Here is a 21,051-nt window from a genome sequence, read left to right on the forward strand (position 1 = left end):
CAGTCGATGTTCGATTATCCCGGTCGGACCGACAGCAAACGAAGCGCCCAGGTCAGAGCCCCCTACCGGTGATCTCGTCGGCCGCCGCGAGCACGGATCGGACCAGTTCGGCGAACCCGTCGGCGCCCAGCGCGGGCAGGACTCCGGGGATGAGGGTGTTCAACACCACGGGCACGAGCGCCTCCGCGGTGAGTGCCCCGCCCGTCGCGGTCGCCGTCGCGGCCAGTTTCTGCGCGAACTCCCCGAAGGTGACGTCCCGGCCGCCGTGGCTGAGCGCCACCGTGTCGGGGGCGGTCTCGGCGGCGGCGGCGACCAGGTCCGGCAGGTCCGCCACGGTCCGGGGCTTGCGCGGCGCGGCCACGCGGGCCCGTTCGGCCTCGGTGAGGATGTCGATCGCGCGCAGCCGCACCTGGGGGTCCGACGTCACCGCGTCCAGGACGCGGGTGAACCGCTCGGCGAACAGCTCGACCGTCTCCCGGTCGAACAGCGCGGTCGCGTAGGTGAAGATCACGTCGAGGCCGCCGAGGCCACCGCCGGGCGCGAACTGCTCGACGAAGGTGCACTGCAGGTCGAACTTCGCCTGATGGGCACCCGCCTCGAGCGGGGTGACCGCCAGTCCGGGCAGCTCCAGCGTTCCGGTCTCGATGTTCTGGAACGTGAGCATCACCTGGAACAGCGGCGTGTACGAGCTCGACCGCTTACGGCCGACGGCGTCGACGAGCCGCTCGAACGGCACGTCGGCGTTGCCGAACGCCGCCAGGTCCTTCTCCTTCGCCTGGGCGAGCAGGTCGGCGAACGTGTCCCCGCCGGCCACGCGGGTGCGCAGCACCAGCGTGTTGACGAACATGCCCACCAGGTCGTCGAGAGCTTCCTCGGCGCGGCCGGCGGTCGGGGTACCGACCGCGACGTCCTCGGCGGACGCGAGCCGCGACAGGAGCACCGCGAGGGCGGCGTGCACGACCATGAACACCGTCGCGTTGTGTTCGCGGGCGGTCTTCTCGATGCGCTGCGCGAGCGCCTCACCGATGGTGAACGCCACCGCGTCGCCCTGGGTCGACTGCCGCGCCGGCCGCGGCCGATCGGTCGGCAGCGCGAGCAGCTCGGGGCTGCCGGCCAGCTCGGCGGTCCAGTACCCGAGCTGGCGGGACAGCTCGCTGTCCGGGTCGTCCGGGTCGCCGAGCACCCGCTGCTGCCACAGCGTGTAGTCGGCGTACTGGACCGGCAGCTCCGCCCATCCGGGCACCTGGGCCTCGGCGCGGGCGGCGTACGCGACCATCACGTCGCGCACGAGCGGCCGCATCGAGTAGCCGTCGGCGCTGATGTGGTGGGCCACCAGGGCGAGCACGTGCTCGTCGTCGGCGACGCGGAACAATCGCGCCCGCACCGGCGGGGTCGGTGCCGTCACGTCGAAGCCGGCGCCGAGGACGCCGGTGAGCCGGTCGACGATCTCGCTCTCGGGCACGGGCACCGGGGACAGGTCCGGCAGCGCCTGCGCCGTCGGGAGCACCACCTGGACCGGGCCGTCCTCCGTGTCCGGGTACACCGTGCGCAGCACCTCGTGCCGGGCGATCACGTCGGCGACGGCGGCGCGCAACGCGTCGACGTCGAGGGAGCCGCTGAGCCGCACCGCGACGGGGATGTTGTAGGCCCCCGATCCCGGATCCACCTGGTTGAGGGTCCACATCCGCTGCTGCGCGAGCGAGAGCGGAACCCGGTCGGGCCGCGGCTCCGGCACCAGCGGCGGCCGGGCGCCGCGGCCGACGGACGGCTGGATCCGCCCCGCCAGCGCCGCGACGGTCGACGCCTCGAACACGGTCCGCACCGACACCCGGGTGTCGAGCGCGGCGCCGAGCCGGGAGGCCAGCTGCGTCGCGAGCAGGGAGTTGCCGCCGAGCTCGAAGAAGTCGTCGTCGAGGCCGGCGCGTTCGAGGCCGAGAACCTCGGCGAGGATGCCGGCGACGATCTCCTCCACCGGGGTGGTGGGGGCCCGGAACTGCCCGGCCTCGAACTCCGGTTCGGGCAGTGCCCTGCGGTCGAGCTTGCCGTTGGTGTTCAGCGGCAGTGCCTCGAGGACGACGAACACCGACGGCACCATGTACGACGGAAGCGCCTGCGCCAGCGCGGTCTTCGTCGCGGCGGCGTCGAGTTCGGCACCACCGGCCGGAACCACGTAGGCCACCAGCCGATCTCCGACGTGCGGGTCGTTGCGGACGAGGACGGCGACGTCCCGCACCTCGGCGCGGGCGCGCAGCACCGACTCGATCTCACCGAGTTCGATGCGGTAGCCGCGCACCTTGACCTGGAAGTCGGCGCGGTCGCGGTAGACCAGTTCGCCGCCGCGGTTCCAGTGCACGATGTCGCCCGTGCGGTACATCCGGCCCCCGCCGAACGGGTCGGCGACGAACCGGTCGGCGGTCAGGTCGGGACGGCCGTGGTAGCCGCGCGCCAGCTGGGCACCGGCCAGGTACAGCTCGCCGGCGACCCCGACCGGCACCGGACGCAGGCGCGCGTCGAGCACGTGGACCCGGGTGTTCCACTCGGGCACACCGATCGGCACGACCGTGGTGTCGGCGTCGTCGGTCTCGTGCACGGTGACGGACACGGCGGCCTCGGTCGGCCCGTACAGGTTGAACAGGACCGCCGCGTTGTCCGCGCGGAACTGCTGCGCAGTGGCCGCCGGCAGCGCCTCGCCGATGGCGAGCACGCGGCGCAGCGACGATGCGACCTCCCCGCCGGCGGCGGTCATGAGCATCGAGAGCATCGACGGCACCGAGTGCAGCGTGGTGACGCGCTCGTCGCGCAGCAGCCGCAGCAGGTAGTCGGGATCGCGGTGCCCGTCGGCGGTGGCGATCACCAGGCGCGCGCCGGAGGTGAGCGCCGACCAGAACTCCCACACCGACAGGTCGAACGTGGCGACGGTCTTGAGCAGCACCGCGTCGTCCGGTCCGAGGTCGAACGCGTCCCGCTTCCACAGCATCTGGTTGACGACGGCGGAGTGCGGAACCGCCACCCCCTTGGGCCGGCCCGTCGACCCGGACGTGAAGATCACGTACGCGGTGTTCGCGGCGCGCAGCGGCGCGCGGCGCTCCGCCGCCGTCACCGGCGCGTCCGGCAGCCCGGACAGGTCCACGCGGTCGAGTTCGACCACCGGCACGCCGGGCACGTCGAACCGGTCCGCCGCGACCGTGACCACACAGGTGGGGGCGGCGGTGTCGAGGATGTAGGCGTTGCGCTCGGCCGGCTGATCCGGATCGAGGGGCACATACGCGGCGCCGGCCGTGGCGATCGCGTACATGCCGACCACGAGTTCCGGCGAGCGTCGCGCGACGAGCGCCACCCGATCCTCCGGGCCCACGCCCAGGGCGATCAGGTGCCGGGCGAGGCGGTGGACTCGGGCGCCGAACTCGCCGTATGTGACGGCAACGCCCTCGTACACCAGTGCGACCGCGCCGGGATCCCGGCGCACCTGCTCGTCGAACAGGTCGACGAGCGTTGCGGCCGTGCCGGTCTCGTGGACGGTGTCGTTCCACGCCGTCAGGACGTCGTGCTGTTCGCGCGCGAGCAGCAACGGGTGGTCACCCACCGGCACGTCCGGCGCCTGCACGAGTGCACGGAGCAACTGCTGGAAGCGCTCGGCCACGGCACGGGCGGTGGACTCGTCGAACAGGTCGGTGGCGAACGTCAGGATCGCGTCCATCCCCGACGGGGCGCCCTGCTCGTCGTACCGGTCGCTGACGATCAGGTGCAGGTCGAACTGCGACGTGCCGCCCTCGAGGTCGATCGGCGCGACGGTCAGGCCCGCCAGTTCCAGTGCGGTGCGCTGCTGGTTCTGGAACGAGAAGCCCACCTGGAACAGCGGGTGCCGCGCGGTCGAGCGAGCCGGGTTGAGCACCTCCACGAGCCGCTCGAACGGCACGTCCGCATGCGCGAACGCCTGCAGGTCGGTTTCGCGGGCCGCCGCGAGCAGTTCGTCGAACGAGCGGCCGCCGTCGACGGAGAGCCGGAAGACCAGCGTGTTGACGAACATGCCGATCAGGTTCTCGACGGCGGCCTCGCCGCGGCCGGCGATGGGCGTGCCCACCGCGATGTCGGCGGATCCGGACAGGCGGGCGAGCAGCGTGGCGAACGCGGCGTGCATCGCCATGAACACGGTCGCGTTGCGGGCGCGGGCGAGATCGCGCAACGCGGCGTGCACGTCCGCGTCCACGGTGAACTCGACCCGGTCGCCGCGGAACGACTGCTGCGCCGGACGCGGCCGGTCGGTGGGCAGGTCGAGCTGGTCCGGCAGGTCGGCGAGCGCGGTCCGCCAGTGGTCGAGCTGCCGGGCGGCGAGCGACTCGGGGTCGTCCTCGGAGCCGAGCAGTTCCCGCTGCCACAGCGCGTAGTCCGCGTACTGCAGCTCGAGCGGCGCCCACGCCGGTTCGGTGCCGGCGGCCCGGGCGGCGTACGCGGTCATCACGTCGCGGACCATCGGGACCATCGACGAGCCGTCGGCGGCGATGTGGTGCACCACGGTGACCAGGACGTATTCGGCGGGCCCGAGGCGCAGCAGCGCGATCCGCAGCGGGATCTCGCGGGTGACGTCGAAGCCGGTCGACGCGAGTGCGCGCAGCCGCGACTCCAGCTCGGCCGCCGGGACGTCGACCGGCTCGAGACCGATCGGCACCGCGGTGGCGGGCCGGATCTCCTGCACCGGACCGGAGTTCGTCTCCGGGTACACGGTCCGCAGCGTCTCGTGGCGGGCCACCAGGTCGGCCACGGCGGCGCGCAGCGCGGCGACGTCGAGGTCACCGGTCAGCCGCAGGGCCATCGGGATGTTGTAGGCCGTCGACTCCGGGTCGAAGCGGTTGAGGAACCACATGCGCTGCTGCGCCGGCGAGAGCGGGATGCGTTCCGGACGCGTCCGCGCCGTCAGCGGCACCCGGCCGCCGCCGGTGGCGTCCTGCTCGACCCGCGCCGCGAGCGCGGCGACGGTCGACGCCTCGAACAGGGTCCGCACCGGAACCTGCGTGTCGAGCGCCGCCCCGAGCCGCGAGACGACCTGCGTGGCGATCAGCGAGTTGCCGCCGAGCTCGAAGAAGTCGTCGTCCGCACCCACCCGCTCGACGCCGAGCACCTCGGCGAACGTGCCGGCGACGATCTCCTCGACCGGGGTCGACGGCGCCCGGAAGACCCGGGTCTCGAACACCGGTTCCGGCAGCGCCCGGCGGTCGAGCTTGCCGTTGACCGTCAACGGAATCGCGTCGATCACCACGAACGCCGACGGCACCATGTACTCCGGCACCAGCGCGCCCACCCCGGCGCGCAGTTCCTCGACGTCGACGGTCGCGCCGTCCGCCGGCACCACGTACGCGACGATCCGCGCCGCCCCGGGGGCGTCCTCGCGCACGATCACCGCGGCCTGCCCGACCGGCTGCTGGGCCAGCACGGCCGACTCGACCTCGCCGAGCTCGATCCGGAAGCCACGGATCTTGACCTGGTCGTCCGCGCGGCCGAGGTACTCGAGGTCACCCGAGACCGCCCAGCGCGCCACATCGCCGGTGCGATAGAGCAATCCGCCGTCGGCGGAGAACGGATCGGCCACGAACCGGGCCGCGGACAGGTCCGGACGGCCCAGGTATCCGCGGGCCAGCTGCCCGCCGCCGACGTACATCTCACCGGCCACGCCCACCGGGACGGGGTTGAGACGGGTGTCGAGGACGTAGACCCGCAGGCCCGCGATCGGCACGCCCACGATGCTCGCCGAACCGGCCTCGGCCAGGTCCGCACCGATCTCCCGGTACGACACGTGCACCGTGGTCTCGGTGATGCCGTACATGTTCACCAGCCGCGGCGAGGTGTCCCCGTGCCGGGCGAACCAGCCCTCCAGGCGGCGCGGCTCGAGCGCCTCACCACCGAAGATCACGTACCGCAGGGCCAGCTCGCCACCGGTCCCGCCGGCCGTGCGGTCCGCCTCGGCGAGCTGGTAGAACGCCGACGGCGTCTGATTCAGCACCGTCACACCCTCGCGAACGAGCAACTCGCGGAACGCCTCCGGCGAGCGCGAGGTGAACCAGTCCACGACGACGAGGGTGCCGCCGTACAGCAGCGGACCCCACAGCTCCCACACCGAGAAGTCGAACGCGTACGAGTGGAACATCGTCCACACGTCCGACGGGCCGAAACCGTAGACCGACTCGGTGTTGACCATCAGCCGCACCACGTTCCGGTGCGGGATCAGCACGCCCTTCGGCCGGCCCGTGGACCCGGAGGTGTAGATGACGTACGCGAGGTTCGTGGCGTCGAGCGGCGCGGTGCGCTCCTCGTCGCGGATCGGCGCGTCGTCCACCCCCGACAGGTCGACGGTGTCGAGCTCGACCACCGGCACCGCGGTGGGCACGTCGACCCCCGTGCCGGAGAGGGTGAGCACCGCGGCCGGCGCGGCGTCGGTGAGCATGAACTCGATCCGGTCGGCCGGGTAGTTCGGGTCCACCGGCAGATACCCGCCGCCGGCCTCGAGCACCGCGACGAGCGCGACCACCAGATCCAGCGACCGCGGCAGCGCGACCGCCACGAGCGACTCCGGACCCACACCCACGGAGATCAGGTGCCGGGCCAGTCGCCGCGCCCGGGAGGCGAACTCGGCGTAGGTGAGCGCCTCGTCGCCGAACCGCACCGCGATGTCGCCGGGTGCGGCGGCGACGCGCGCCTCGAACATGTCCACCAGCGTCACGTCCGCCGGGGCGACGTCGTCGCCCAGCGAGTTCCACCGGGAGACCACGAGCTCGCGCTCGAACTCGTCGACGATCTCGATGTCACCGACCGCGACCGACGCGTCGGCCGCCACGGCCCGCAGGATCCGCAGCAGCTGCTCGGCGAACGCGGCGACCCGCAGCTCGTCGAACAGGTCGGTGGCGTAGGTCACGGCGGCATCGATGCCGGCGGCCGAGCCGTCCGGGGCCACCTGCTCCGAGAAGGTGAACTGCAGATCGAACTTCGCCGTGGGCGGGTCGTAGTCGAGCGCCTCCAGAGCGAGGCCGTCGAGTTCGAACTCGGCCTGTCCGATGTTCTGGAAGGTCAGCGCCACCTGGAACAGCGGGTGCCGGGCCTGGGAGCGTTCCGGATCGAGGATCTCCACCAGCCGTTCGAACGGCACGTCCGCGTGCGCGAAGGCATCGAGGTCGTTCTCGCGCACCGCGCTCAGCAGGTCCGCGAAGGACTGCCCGCCCCGCACGTCGGTGCGCAGGACGAGGGTGTTGACGAACATGCCGACGAGGTCGTCGAGGGCGGCCTCGCCGCGACCGGCGACCGGCGTGCCGATCGCGATGTCCTCGGTCGCGGACAACCGGGCCAGCAGCACCGCGAGCGCCGCGTGCACGACCATGAACAGCGACGTGTTCTTCTCGTGCGCGAGGTTCTGCAGGCGGTCGTGGAGCGCCTCCTCGACGCGGAAGCGGCTGGTGCGGCCGTGCCCGGAGGCCCGCTCGGGACGGACGCGATCGGAGGGCAGGTCGAGCTGGTCGGGCAGGGCGGCGAGGGTGCGCTTCCAGAACTCCACCTGCTCGGCGGCCACGGATCCCGGTTCGTCCTCGGAGCCGAGCACGTCGCGCTGCCACAGGGCGTAGTCCGCGTACTGGATCTCGAGCGGTGCCCAGCCGGGCAGCTCACCGCGGGTGCGGGCCGCGTAGGCGACCATCACGTCGCGGGCGAGCGGACGCACCGAGAACCCGTCCGTGGCGATGTGATGGGCGACGAACAGCAGCACATGCTCGGTCCGGCTCAGCTCGAAGACCACCGCGCGGAAGGGCACCTCGGTGGTGACGTCGAATCCGCGCGTCACCAGTTCGCGGGCGCGGTCCGGCAGGGCCTGCGCGTCGATGCGTTCGATCACGAGCCGCACCGGGGACTCCGGCAGGATCTGCTGGTAGCCGGTGCCGTCCACGTCGGGGTAGACGGTGCGCAGCACCTCGTGGCGCTCGGTCAGGTCCCGTATCGCCCCGCGCAGCGCGGGCACGTCGAGGGCGCCGGTGAAGCGCACGCCGATCGGCACGTTGTTCACCGCCGACTCGGGGTCGAAGCGGTTGAGGAACCACATGCGCTGCTGCGCCGGCGAGAGCGGGATGCGCTCGGGCCGCTCGTACGGGACCAGCGGCGTGCGGCGGCCGGCGCCGGCCTCCTGCTCGGCCCGCACCGCGAGGGCCTCGACGGTCGGGGCATCGAACAGGGCCCGCACCGGGATCGACGCGTCGAGCGCCTCGCTGAGGCGGGCCGCGACCTGCGTCGCGACGAGCGAGTTGCCACCGAGGTCGAAGAAGTCGTCGTCGCGGCCGACCCGCGGCACGCCCAGTACCTGGGCGAACACGCCCGCGACGATCTCCTCGACCGGGGTCCGCGGCGGGGTGAAGGTGCGCACCTCGAAGGTGGGGGCCGGCAGCGCGCGCCGGTCGATCTTGCCGCTGGCGTTCAGCGGGAAAGCGTCCAGTGCGACGAACGCGGAGGGCACCATGTACGACGGCAGCGTGGCCGCGAGCGCGTCCTTCGCCTTCGCGGGATCGAACTCCGCACCCGGCTCGGGGACGACGTAGCCGACCAGCTGCGGCCCGAAGCGCGGGTCCTCGCGCACCACGGCGACGGCCTGGCGCACCTCGTCGAGGGCGGCGAGCTGCGACTCGACCTCCCCGAGTTCGATGCGCAGCCCGCGTAGCTTGACCTGCAGGTCCGTGCGGCCCAGGTAGTCGAGCTCGCCCGCGGCGGTCCACCGCGCGAGGTCGCCGGTGCGGTACATCCGCTCGCCGGCGGCCCAGGGGTTCGCGACGAACCGCTCGGCCGTCAGATCCGCGCGGCCGTGATAGCCGCGGGCCAGCTGGACACCGGTGAGATAGAGCTCGCCGGCGACGCCGACGGGCACGGGGTGCAACCGTTCGTCGAGCACGAGCGCGTCGGTGTTCCACACCGGCGTACCGATCGGCACCGCCCCGGCGTCGTCGGCACCCGCCGTGCGGTGGACGGTCTGGATCGTCGTCTCGGTGGGTCCGTACAGGTTGTGGACGGGCGCGTCGTTCAGTGCGCGGAACCGTGCGACGGTTTCGGCCGGAAGGCTCTCGCCGCCGCAGAAGACCTGGGTCAGGGACGCGGCGGTCGTCCGGTCGAGGTGTTCGAGGACCGCGTCGAAGACGGCGGGCACGAACTGGGCCACCGTGACGGCGTGACGCGCGATCGCCGCCGCCATTCCGGCGGGGTCGCGGTGCAGGTCGGGCGCACCCACCACGATCCGCGCCCCCACCAGCGGGGGCAGGAAGATCTCCCACACCGAGGCGTCGAAGGTGGCGGGGGTCTTGAGCAGCAGGACGTCGCCGGCCGTCGGGCCGAACCGGTCCCGCATCCACAGCAACTGGTTGACCACGGCGGCGTGCGGCACGGCCACGCCCTTCGGCCGACCGGTGGAGCCGGACGTGTAGAGCACGTACGCGAGATGCTGCGGCCGCAGCGGCGCGAGCCGGTCGGCGTCGGTCAGCGGCGCGTCGCCGTACGGCGCGGTGTCGGCCTCGTCGAGCGCCACGACCGGCACCGCGTCCGCACCGGGCAGGCGGTCCCGCCCGGACCTGGTGAGAACCAGGACGGGCGAGGCGGATTCGAGGACGTACGTGATCCGGTCCGCCGGCTGGTCCGGGTCGAGCGGGACGTAAGCGGCCCCGGCGGCGAGGACCGCGTGGATCGCCACGAGCATCTCCGTGGAGCGGCCGGCGGCCACCGCGACCACCGTGTCCGGTCCCGCGCCGCGCGCGACGAGATACCGCGCCAGCGCGTTGACCCGGGAGCCGAACTCGCGGTAGGTCAGCGCCGACTCACCCGACTCGATCGCCACGGCGTCGGGGGTGCGGGCCGCCTGCTGGGCGAGGAGATCGACCAGCGTGGCCCCGCAGTCGAGCGTGCGGCGGGGCCCCCGCGCGAGCTGCTCGACCGCGTCGAGTTCCGCGCCCGGCAGCATCGGCAGGTCGCCGACCGGCACGTCGGGCTGCTCGGTCACCAGCCGCAGCAGCCGGACGAACCGGTCGCCGACGGCGGCCACGGTCGGGGCGTCGAACAGGTCGGTGGCGTAGGAGATCTCGACGGCGAGGTCGCCCGCGTCGGTGCCGGCCGCCTGACCCTCGAGGATCGTGACCATGAGGTCGAACTTCGACACGCCCGCGTCGAGGGGCAGCTGCGCGACGGACAGCCCCGGCAGTTCCAGGGCCACGTCGCCGATGTTCTGGAACGCCAGCATGACCTGGAACAGCGGAGTCCGGGCCTGGGTGCGTTCCGGCGCGAGCACGTCCACGAGACGCTCGAACGGCACCTCGGCGTGCGCGAAGGCCCCGAGGTCGACCTCGCGCACCCGGGCGAGCAGTTCGGCGAAGGTGTCGGCAGTGTCCACCTCGGTGCGCAGCACCAGGGTGTTGACGAACATGCCGATCAGGTTGTCGAGCGAGCGTTCCCCGCGGCCGGCCACCGGGGTGCCGACGGCGATGTCCCGGGACGTGCCGAGGCGGGCCAGCAGCAGCGCCAGGGTCGCGTGGACCACCATGAACACCGTCGCGCGCTGTTCCCCGGCGAGCCGGCCGAGCGCGGCGTGCAGCGACTCGTCGATGGTGAGGCGATGTGTCGCACCACGATTCGTCGCGACCCCGGGCCGCGGCCGGTCGGTCGGCAGGTCGAGCCCGTCCGGCAATCCGTCGAGCGCCTGCTTCCAGTACTCGAGCTGACGGGTGACGACGGAGTCCGGGTCGCCCTCGGAGCCGAGCACGTCGCGCTGCCACAGGGTGTAGTCGGCGTACTGGATCTCCAGCGGCTCCCAGGCGGGCTCGTTGCCGAGCGACCGGGCCGCGTAGGCGACCATGATGTCGCGGGTGAGCGGCCCCATCGAGAAGCCGTCGCCGGCGATATGGTGCATGACCGCGACGAGCACGTGCTCCTCGGGACTCAGGCACAGCAGGCGCACGACGATCGGGACGTCGGTGGACACGTCGAAGTGGGTGGCCGCCAGCGCCCGCAGCTCGCCGGGGAGCTGCGCCGGCTCGATCCGCACGGGCTCGAGCGAGACGCGAACCTCGGACGGGGCGAGCACCTTCTGGTAGCCGTACCCGTCGAGGTCGGGGTAGACGGTGCGCAGCGACTCGTGGCGGGCGAGGACGTCACACACCGCTTCCTCGAGCGCCGGGACGTCGAGCCGGCCGGACATGCGGACGGCGACGGGGATGTTGTTCGCCGTCGAGTCGGGATCGAACCGGTTGAGGAACCACATGCGCTGCTGGGCCAGCGACAGCGGCACCCGCTCGGGCCGGGGCTGCGGCACCAGCGGGGCCCGTCGCTCCGGGCCGTCGTGACCGTCGATCCGGGCGGCCAACGTCTCGACGGTCGAGTTCTCGAACAGCAGCCGCAGCGGCACCGACGCATCGAGCGCCGCACCGATCCGCGAGACCACCTGCGTGGCGATCAGCGAGTTGCCGCCGAGGGCGAAGAAGTCGTCGTCGACGCCCACCCGGTCGAGACCGAGCACCTCGGCGAACACACCCGCCACGATCTCCTCCACCGGAGTCGTCGCGGCCCGGAACGCCTTGACCTCGAACACCGGCTCCGGCAACGCCTTACGGTCCAGCTTGCCCGACGCGTTCAGCGGCAGCGCCTCCAGTTCCACGAACGCCGACGGCACCATGTACGACGGGAGCATCTGCCCCACCGCCGACCGGGCCGCGCCCTCGTCGAACACGGCACCGGCGGCCGGCACGACGTACCCCACCAGCTGATCCGACCGGACCAGTACCACTGCCTGCTCCACCGCCGGCACGTGCAGCAGCGCCGCCTCGATCTCGCCCAGCTCGATGCGCAGGCCGCGCAGCTTGACCTGGAAGTCCGTACGCCCGATGTACTCGAGTTCCCCGCCCTCGGTCCACGTCACCAGGTCGCCCGTGCGGTACAACCGCTCCCCGGGCGCGCCGAACGGCGATGCGACGAACCGGTCGGCCGTCAGGTCCGCCCGACCGACGTAGCCGCGGGCCAGCTGCACCCCCGCCAGGTACAGCTCCCCGGCCACCCCCACCGGGACCGGGCGCAGCCGGGCGTCGAGCACGTACACCCGCGTGTTCCACACCGGCGCACCGATCGGCACCGACACCACGTCCGCGTCGGTCACCTCGTGGAACGTCACGTCCACCGCGGCCTCGGTCGGCCCGTACAGGTTGTGCACGCTCACACCCGGCAGCACCGACCGCACCCGGGCGGCGACGGCGGCGGCGAGGGCCTCACCCGACGCGAAGACGTACCGCAACGACGAGATCCCGCCGACCGCGGACTCCGCGACGAACACCGCCAGCATCGACGGCACGAAGTGCGCGACCGTCACCGACCGTGCGCGCATGACCGCAGCGAGATACCCCGGGTCACGATGGCCGTCCGGCGCCGCCACCACCAGCCGCGCCCCGACCTGCAACGGCCAGAAGAACTCCCACACCGACACATCGAACGTGAACGGCGTCTTCTGCAACACCACATCCTCGGCGGTCAGCCCGTACCGCCCCTGCATCCACACCAGACGATTGACGATCGCCGCATGCGAGACGCCCACACCCTTCGGCCGGCCCGTCGACCCCGACGTGAAGATCACATACGCCGTGTTCGACGGCCGCAACGGCGCCGTCCGGTCCGCATCGGTCAACGGCGCATCCGACAGCGCCGCGACGTCCACCGCGTCGACCGCCAGCACACGCACCGACGACTCCGCCGGCGCCTCGAACCCGTCCCGCGTCGTGGTCAGCACCACCACCGGTTCCGCCACCTCGAGGATGTAGCCGTTGCGCTCCGCCGGCTGATCCGGATCCACCGGCACATACCCGCCCCCGGCCTCCACGACCGCGTACATCCCCACCAGCAGATCCACCGACCGGCGCATCGCCAACCCCACCAGCGACTCCGGCCCCACCCCCACCGACACCAGATGCCGCGCCAACCGGCGCACCCGCCCGGCGAACTCGCCGTACGTCAGCGACTCGTCCCCGAACACCACCGCCACCGCCTCCGGCGACCGGCGCACCCGCTCCTCGAACAACCCCACCAACGTCGCCGACGGCACCGGATGTGCCGTGTCGTTCCACACCTCGAGCACCCGCGACCGCTCCGCCGGCTCGAGGATCTCCAGGTCGCCCACCGCCACCGACGGATCCGCCACCACCTCCTCGAGCACCCGCACGAACCGCGCCGCGAACCCCGCCACCGTCGACGCATCGAAAAGATCCGTCGCATAGGTGATCTCGGCGACGAGCCCGTCGGCGCGGCCGTCGTCCGAGGACTCGGACAGCGTCAGCTGCAGGTCGAACTTCGCCACCGAGGTATCGATGGCCTGCGTCTCCAGGACGAGACGGGGCAGCTCCACGTGGGTCGACCCGAGATTCTGGAAGGCCAGCATGACCTGGAACAGCGGGTGCCGCGCCGTCGACCGGGCGGGATTGAGCACCTCCACCAGCCGCTCGAACGGCACGTCCGCGTGCGCGAACGCCCCGAGCGCCGCCTCGCGGGCCCGGGCGAGCTGCTCGGTGAACGGCCGGTTCGGGTCCACCTGGGTGCGCAGCACCAGGGTGTTGACGAACATGCCGACCACGTTGTCGAGTTCCTGCTCGCCGCGGCCGGCCACCGGGGTGCCGATGGCGATGTCGTCGGTGCCCGACAACCGCGCCAGCAGCACCGACAGCGCCGCGTGCACCACCATGAACAGGGTGGTGCCCTGCCGGCGCGCGACCTCGTCGAGCGCGGAGTGGATCTCGGAGGACACGACGAATCGTTCGGTCCCGCCGCGGAACGACTGCCGTGCCGGCCGGGGCCGGTCCGACGGCAGGTCGAGCTGGTCGGGCAGCCCGGCGAGGGTGTTGCGCCAGTACGCGAGCTGATCGGCGATCAGCGACTCCGGGTCGCCCTCGGAGCCGAGCAGTTCGTGCTGCCACAGCGTATAGTCCGCGTACTGCACCGGCAGCGGCGGCCACGCGGGGCGCTCCCACTCGATGCGCGCGGCGTAGGCGGCCATGACGTCGCGCGCGACGGGTCCCATCGACCAGCCGTCGGCGGAGATGTGGTGCATGACGATCGCGAGCACGTGCTCGGTCGGGCCGATCTCGAATAGGTGGGCCCGGATGGGCACCTCGCGGGTCACGTCGAACCCGGTGGATGCCAGCGCCGAGATCTCCTGCTGCAGATCCTCTTCCGTGATCAACGTGGGCGTCAGGTTGGGCACCGCCGTGGCGGCGTCCGTGACGACCTGCATCGGCCCGTCCGGCCCTTCCGGGTAGACGGTGCGAAGCGACTCGTGCCGGTCGATGACGTCCATGATCGCGACCTGCAGCGCGGTGATGTCGAGCTCACCGGACAGCCGCAGGGCGAAGGGCAGGTTGTAGGTGGCCGACTCGGGCTCGAATCGGTTGAGGAACCACATGCGCTGCTGGGCCAGGGACAGCGGGATCCGGTCGGGGCGCGGCCGGGCCACGAGCGGGATGCGCCGACCGGCGCCGGCCCGGTGTTCGACCCGCGCGGCCAGCGCGACGACGGTCGACGCCTCGAACAGCAGGCGCACGGGCACCTGGGTGTCGAGGGCCGCGCCGAGCCGGGACACGAGTTGTGTCGCGACGAGCGAGTTGCCGCCGAGTTCGAAGAAGTCGTCGTCCAGTCCGACGCGGTCGATACCGAGGACGTCCTCGAACGTGCCCGCGACGATCTCCTCGATCGGCGTGGTGGGGGCGCGGAAGGTCCGCGCCTCGAACACCGGCTCGGGCAGTGCCTTGCGGTCCACCTTCCCGTTCGGGGTGAGGGGGACGATGTCGAGGACGACGCACACCGAGGGGACCATGTAGGACGGCAGGAATCCGGCGACGTACTCGGTGAGTTCGTCGCTGTCGAGGCCCGCCTCGCCGTGGACATAGGTGACGAGAGTGGTCTGGCCCGAGGGCGTCTCGTGCCCGATCGTGGTGGCGAAGTCGACGGCGGGGTGGGACAGGAAGGCGGCGTCGATCTCACCGAGCTCGATGCGGTAACCGCGGACCTTGACCTGGAAGTCGGTCCGTCCGGCGTACACCAGCCGGCCCTCGTCGTCCCACCGCACGACGTCCCCGGTGCGGTACATGCGCTCGCCCGGCGCGCCGAACGGGGAGGCGACGAAGCGGTCCGCCGTCAGCGCCGGTCGCCGGTGGTAGCCACGGGCGAGGGCGTCCCCGGTCAGGTACAGCTCGCCGGACACGCCGACCGGGACGGGGTGCAGACGCGGGTCGAGCACCAGGGCACCGACGCCGGCGACGGGCGTGCCGATGGTGATGGGCTCCCCGGGGCGCAGTTCGCCACGGGTGGTGACGATCGTGGTCTCGGTGGGGCCGTACGCATTGAAGTAGCGGCGGCCCGGAGACCAGCGGGCGACCAGGTCGCCGGTGGAGACGTCGCCGCCGACGTTGAGGACGCGCAACGTGTCGAGGTCGCGGGGGTCGACCGAACCGAGCACGGCGGGAGTGATGACGGCGTGGGTCACCCCGTGCGCCTTGATCAGGTCGTGCAGTTCGGTGCCGCCCAGCACGTTCGCGGGGGTCACCACGAGCTCGGCGCCGGAGGCGCCGGCCATCAGCCACTCGAGCACCGACGGGTCGAAGCTGGGCGCGCACACGTGCAGCACCCGGGACCGGTCGGTGACGCCGTAGAGTTCGACGCTCTCCTGGACCAGCGCGGCGAGCCCGTGGTGGGTCACGGCGACGCCCTTCGGCAGGCCCGTCGAGCCCGAGGTGTAGATCATGTACGCGACGTGGTCCAGGCGCAGCGAGGCGAGCCGGTCCGCGTCGCGGACGGGCGCGGCGGACGCCCGCGCGATCGCCGCGACGGTCTCGGCGTCGTCCAGGGCGTTCCAGTCGAAGTCCGCGGGCAGCCCCGGCAGGTGCCCGGCGGTGGTCAGGCCGAGCACGGCGCCGGAGTCCCCGACGATGTGCCGGATGCGCTCGATCGGGTGCGCGGGATCGATCGGCACGTACGCGGCGCCGGTCTTGGCTACGGCCCACACGCAGTGCACCATCTCCGCCGAACGCGGGAATGCCAGTGCCACAATTGTTTCGGGACCGACGCCACTGTCGATGAGGACGCGCGCGAGACGATTGGACCACTCGTCGAGCTCGCGGTAGGTGAGAGCGGAGTCGCCGCACCGGACGGCGACCGTGTCGGGAGCGAGATCCGCACCGGCCGTGAGCAACTCGACGAGCGGCCGCTCGCTGCGGTGGAGCCCGGGGCCACGGACCGAGGCGAGCCGCGCCGACTCCTCGGGCGCAAGGATGTCGATGTCACCGACGGGCGTGGCGGCGTCGGCGACGATCGCCTCGAGGATCCGCACGAAACGCTGCCCGAAGACGTCGACGGTGTCGGCGTCGAACAGGTCGGTCGCGTACTCGAACACGGCGTCGACACCGGCCGGGCGGCCCGCGTCGTCGGTGCGCTCGACGAGCCACAGCTGCAGGTCGAACTTCGCGATCGGTACGTCCAGCTCGGCCGCGGTGGCGCGCACGCCGGAGAACGAGATGTCGCGCGTGCCCGGAGATTCCACGGCGAGCGCGGCCTGGAACAGCGGGTGACGGGCCGTGGAACGGGGCGGCTTGAGGACCTCCACGAGCCGCTCGAACGGGACGTCCGCGTTGGAGAAGGCGCTCAGGTCGGAGTCGCGGACCCGGTCGAGGAGTTCCTCGAAGCGCGCCCCCGGATCGACCCGGGTGCGCAGCACCAGCGTGTTGACGAACATGCCGATCAGGTCGTCGAGGAGACGATCGCCGCGGCCGGCGACGACGCTGCCGACGGTGATGTCGTCGGATCCGCTCAGCCTCGACAGGAGCACGGCGTAGGCGGAGTGCATCACCATGAACAGCGACGCCTGATGCGAGCGGGCCACCTCGGCCAGCCCCCGGTGGGTCTCGGGCGAGATCCCGAAGCGGCGCTTGCCGCCCCGGTAGGAGGCGACCGCCGGGCGGGGCCGGTCCGCGGGCAGGTCGAGCTGATCCGGGATGCCCTCGAGTTCGCGGGTCCAGTAGGCGATCTGCTGCGCAGAGATCGAGTCCGGGTCGGATTCGAGACCGAGCACATCGCGCTGCCACAGCGCGTAGTCGGCGTACTGCACCGGCAGCGGGGACCAGGCCGGTTCGGAGCCGGCGGCCCGCGCCGCGTACGCGGCCACGATGTCGCGCACGAGCGGCTCGAAGGACGATCCGTCCGCGGCGATGTGGTGCAGCACCATCGCCAGGACGAACTCGTCGTCCGCCAGGCGATACAGCGCGATCCGGAACGGCAGGTCGACGGTGACGTCGAATCCGCGCTCGGCCAGCGCCACGACCCGGGCGAGCAGATCGGACGCGGCGATGTCGAGGACGGGCACACGGCTGTCGACGTGTTCGACCGGCAGGATCACCTGCTGCGGTTCGCCGTCGACCGCCGGGTAGACGGTGCGCAGCGTCTCGTGCCGGGCGACGACGTCGCCGAAGGCGGCGTCGAGGGCAGCGGGATCGAGCGGACCGGTCAGCCGCACCGTGAAGGGCAGGTTGTAGGCGGCGGTGCCGACGTCGAACCGGTTGAGGAACCAGATCCGCTGCTGCGCCGTCGAGAGCGGCAGCACGTCCGGCCGCGAGCCCGCCACGAGCGGCCGGCGGGCCCCGGACCCGGACTGGCGCGCCACCCGGGCGGCGAGACCCACGACGGTGGACGACTCGAACAGCACCCGCACCGGCACCTGGGTGTCGAGTGCGGAGCCGATCCGGGAGACCAGCTGAGTGGCGACGAGCGAGTTGCCGCCGAGTTCGAAGAAGTCGTCGTCGAGCCCGACCTCGGCGACTCCGAGGACCTCGGAGAACGTCTCGGCCACGATCCGTTCGGCGGCGGTGCGCGGCGCCCGGAACATGCGGGCGCTGTTGAACACCGGCTCGGGCAGGGCCTTGCGGTCGAGCTTGCCGCTGGTGTTGAGCGGGAACGCCTCGAGCACCATCAGCGAGGCCGGCACCATGTACGACGGGAGCGCCCGCCCGAGCGCCTCGGTCAGCGCCTCGGCGTCGATCGCGTGCCCGGGGGCGGCGACGAGGTAGCCGACGAGCTGGTCGCCCGTCGCCGTGGGCACCACGAGCACGACGGCCTGCGACACCTCCGGGGCGGCGAGCAGGACCGTCTCGATCTCGCCCAGCTCGATCCGCTGGCCGCGGAACTTGACCTGGAAGTCGGTGCGGCCGATGTAGTCGAGGTATCCGCCACCGTCCGCGCCGAGGCGCCACAGCACGAGGTCGCCGGTGCGGTACATCCGGTCGCCGGGCGCACCGAACGGATCGGCGAGGAACCGGTCGGCGGTGAGGTCGGGGCGGCTCAGGTAACCGCGCGCGAGCTGGACACCGGCGAGATACAGCTCGCCGGGCCGGCCGGGCGGCACAGGGCGCAGCCGGTGGTCGAGGACGTAGGCGCGGCTGTTCCACTGCGGCACGCCGATCGGGACGGTGGTCACGTCCTCGGGTCCGGCGCGGTGGTAGGTGATCGAGACCGCGGCCTCGGTGGGTCCGTAGAGGTTGTGCAGCTGCGCGTTGCACAACTGGGCGAACGCCGCGGCCGTCTCCGCCGGCAGGGCCTCGCCGATCACGAACACGTGCCGCAGCGTGTCGCACGAGCCGGGGCGGGCATTGGCGACGAACACGGTGAGCATCGACGGGACGAAGTCGGTGACGGTGACGCCGTGCTCGGCGATCTTGTCGGCCACGTACATCGGGTCGCGGTGGCCGTCCGGGGTGGCGACGACCAGGGTCGCACCGACGCGCAGCGGCATGAAGAAGCCCCACAGCGACACGTCGAACGTCGTCGCGGTCTTCTGCAGGTATACGTCGGACGCCGACAGCGCGTACTGGTCGTTCATCCACCGGATCTGGTTGTCGATCGCCCGGTGGGTGACGGCGACGCCCTTGGGCCGCCCCGTGGAGCCGGAGGTGAAGATGACGTAGGCGGTGGTGTCGAGGCGCACCGGCGCGAGCCGGTCGGCGTCGGCGAGCGGGGGCGTGTCCAGGCCGGTGAGGTCGAGGCGGTCGATCTCGACCACGTCGAGGCCGGCAGGCAGGTCCACCTCGTCGCGCGCGGTCGTGACCACGCAGACGGGCCGGGCCGTCTCGAGGATGTAGGCGGTCCGGTCCGCGGGATGGTCCGGGTCGATCGGCACCCAGGCGCCGCCGGCCTTGACGATCGCGTACATGCCGACGAGCAGTTCCAGGGAGCGCCGCACCGACAGCCCGACCAGGGACTCGGGTCCCACGCCGCGGGCGACGAGCAGCCGCGCGAGCGCGTTCGCGCGGGCGTCGAACTCGGCGTACGTCAGGCTCTCGCCCTCGTACACGAGGGCCGGGGCGTCCGGTGTGCGCGCCACCTGCTCCTCGAACGCCTCCAGCAGCGTGCGGTGGTCGAGGGGGTGCTCGGTGCGGTTCCACTCGGTGAGCACCTGGGCGGTCTCGGTGCCCGTTCCGAGGGGCAGGTCCCAGACGCGCCGGTCGGGATCGGAGGCGACGAACCGGTCGAAGAACTCCACGAACCGGGAGTGGTGCGCACGGGACTCCTGCGCGCCGTAGAGGTTGGGGTTGGACTCGAAGTCGATGTGGGTGTGCGTGCCGCCGCTCTTGTAGACGTTGACGCCGAGGTCCTCGATGAGACCGGTGGACAGGATGTTGATCCGTCCCACCATGTCGCCGAGGCGGACCTCGTTGTCGAAAAGCATGATGTTGATCCACGGCCCGAAGAACGTCGAACGGCCGCCGGCCGCGTTGCCGGCGTCGCGGACGATGTCCTCGTGGCGGTACCGCTGGTGCCGCAGCGCACCGGAGACCGCGGCGGTGGCCGCCTCCACGAGCTGCCGCACGGTGGTGCCGGAGTCCACGTCGAGCCGCAACGGCACTACGTTGGAGACCATGCTGCCGGACCGGCGCAGCACCGCGGTGGTCCGCGCGGCGACGGGCAGGCTGAGCACGACGTCGGTGCGGCCGGTCATCTGGGCCATGTAGGCGGCGAAGGCGGCGATGACCGCGGTCGCGAGGCTGGTGTTCTCGCGTTCGGTGAAGCTGTCGACGAGCCGCTCGACGCGGTCGCCGAGGGCGGCGCTGTCGATCCGGCTGACGGGGGCCGGCGGGGCGGTGCGGCCGGCCAGGCTGGTGGGTTCCTCGATGCCCTCGATGACCGTCGACCAGTACTCGCGGTCGGTGTGGAACCGGGGTGAGTTCCGGTACGCGATCTCGGCCTCGTACACGGTGCGCACGTCCGAGGCCTTGTTGGGGCTGGGCTCGGCGCCTTCGACGGCGGCGGTGTAGAGCTCCGCGATGCGCGTCATGAAGGTGGCGGCACCGAAACCGTCCAGGGCGAGGTGGTGGACGCGGTTGTACCAGAAGTAGCGGCGCTCGCCGATCTGCAGGACGGTGGCCACGATGAGCCGGTCCTTGAGCACGTCGACCGGCGTGCTGCGGTCGGCGCGCATCCATTCGAGCGCGGCCTCGCGAGGGTTCTCCGCCGCCCGCAGGTCGACGAACCCGAGCGGCGCCTCGAGGCTGGGATCGACCAGCTGGTAGGGCTGCGCGTCGACCTCGAGGAAGCGCAGGAAGCCGGACCCCATCTCGAGGGCGGCGCGGGCGCTGGACTCCCGGAGCAGGTCGACATCGAGGTCGCCGACGAGCTCGACGTACTGGGCGATGTTCGCGGGCACGGAAGGATCGACGTGTTGCGCGAACCACATCCCGAGCTGCGCCGGGGAGAGGGGGAAGGCACCGTCCGGCACGTTCGCCGCGTTCGTGTTCGTCGCACCCGATCCGCCGACACCCAGCGAGTCCAAACCCCAACCTCTCTCTCACCGTCGGACGCAGGCCCGACCGTCGCGCCCGGTGGCCCGGGCGAGCACCGTGCTCAGGTATATCTGCAGTTCAGGGGAGGAGCGTTACACGGCGGACAACGGCGCGAACGCCGCGAGACCCGCCGGGACAACGATCCCCCCCGCCTGTCGGCGCGGAGCTGCCCGAGCAGGTTACTCGCCGGTCGCCTTCC

Annotated in this window: 1 protein-coding gene; it reads right to left on the reverse strand. The window is 72.2% G+C overall.

Annotated features, from left to right (window positions below; genetic code table 11):
• Positions 1–52 precede the first annotated feature (52 nt).
• Positions 53–20,842 carry a non-ribosomal peptide synthase/polyketide synthase gene (locus HFP48_RS18865; RefSeq protein WP_168579862.1) on the reverse strand — a complete coding sequence of 6,930 codons (20,790 nt, stop codon included), beginning with the start codon at positions 20,840–20,842 and terminating at the stop codon, positions 53–55.
• Positions 20,843–21,051: the final 209 nt, after the last annotated feature.

Source organism: Rhodococcus sp. DMU1, from assembly GCF_012272955.1.
Classification (GTDB): domain Bacteria; phylum Actinomycetota; class Actinomycetes; order Mycobacteriales; family Mycobacteriaceae; genus Rhodococcus; species Rhodococcus aetherivorans.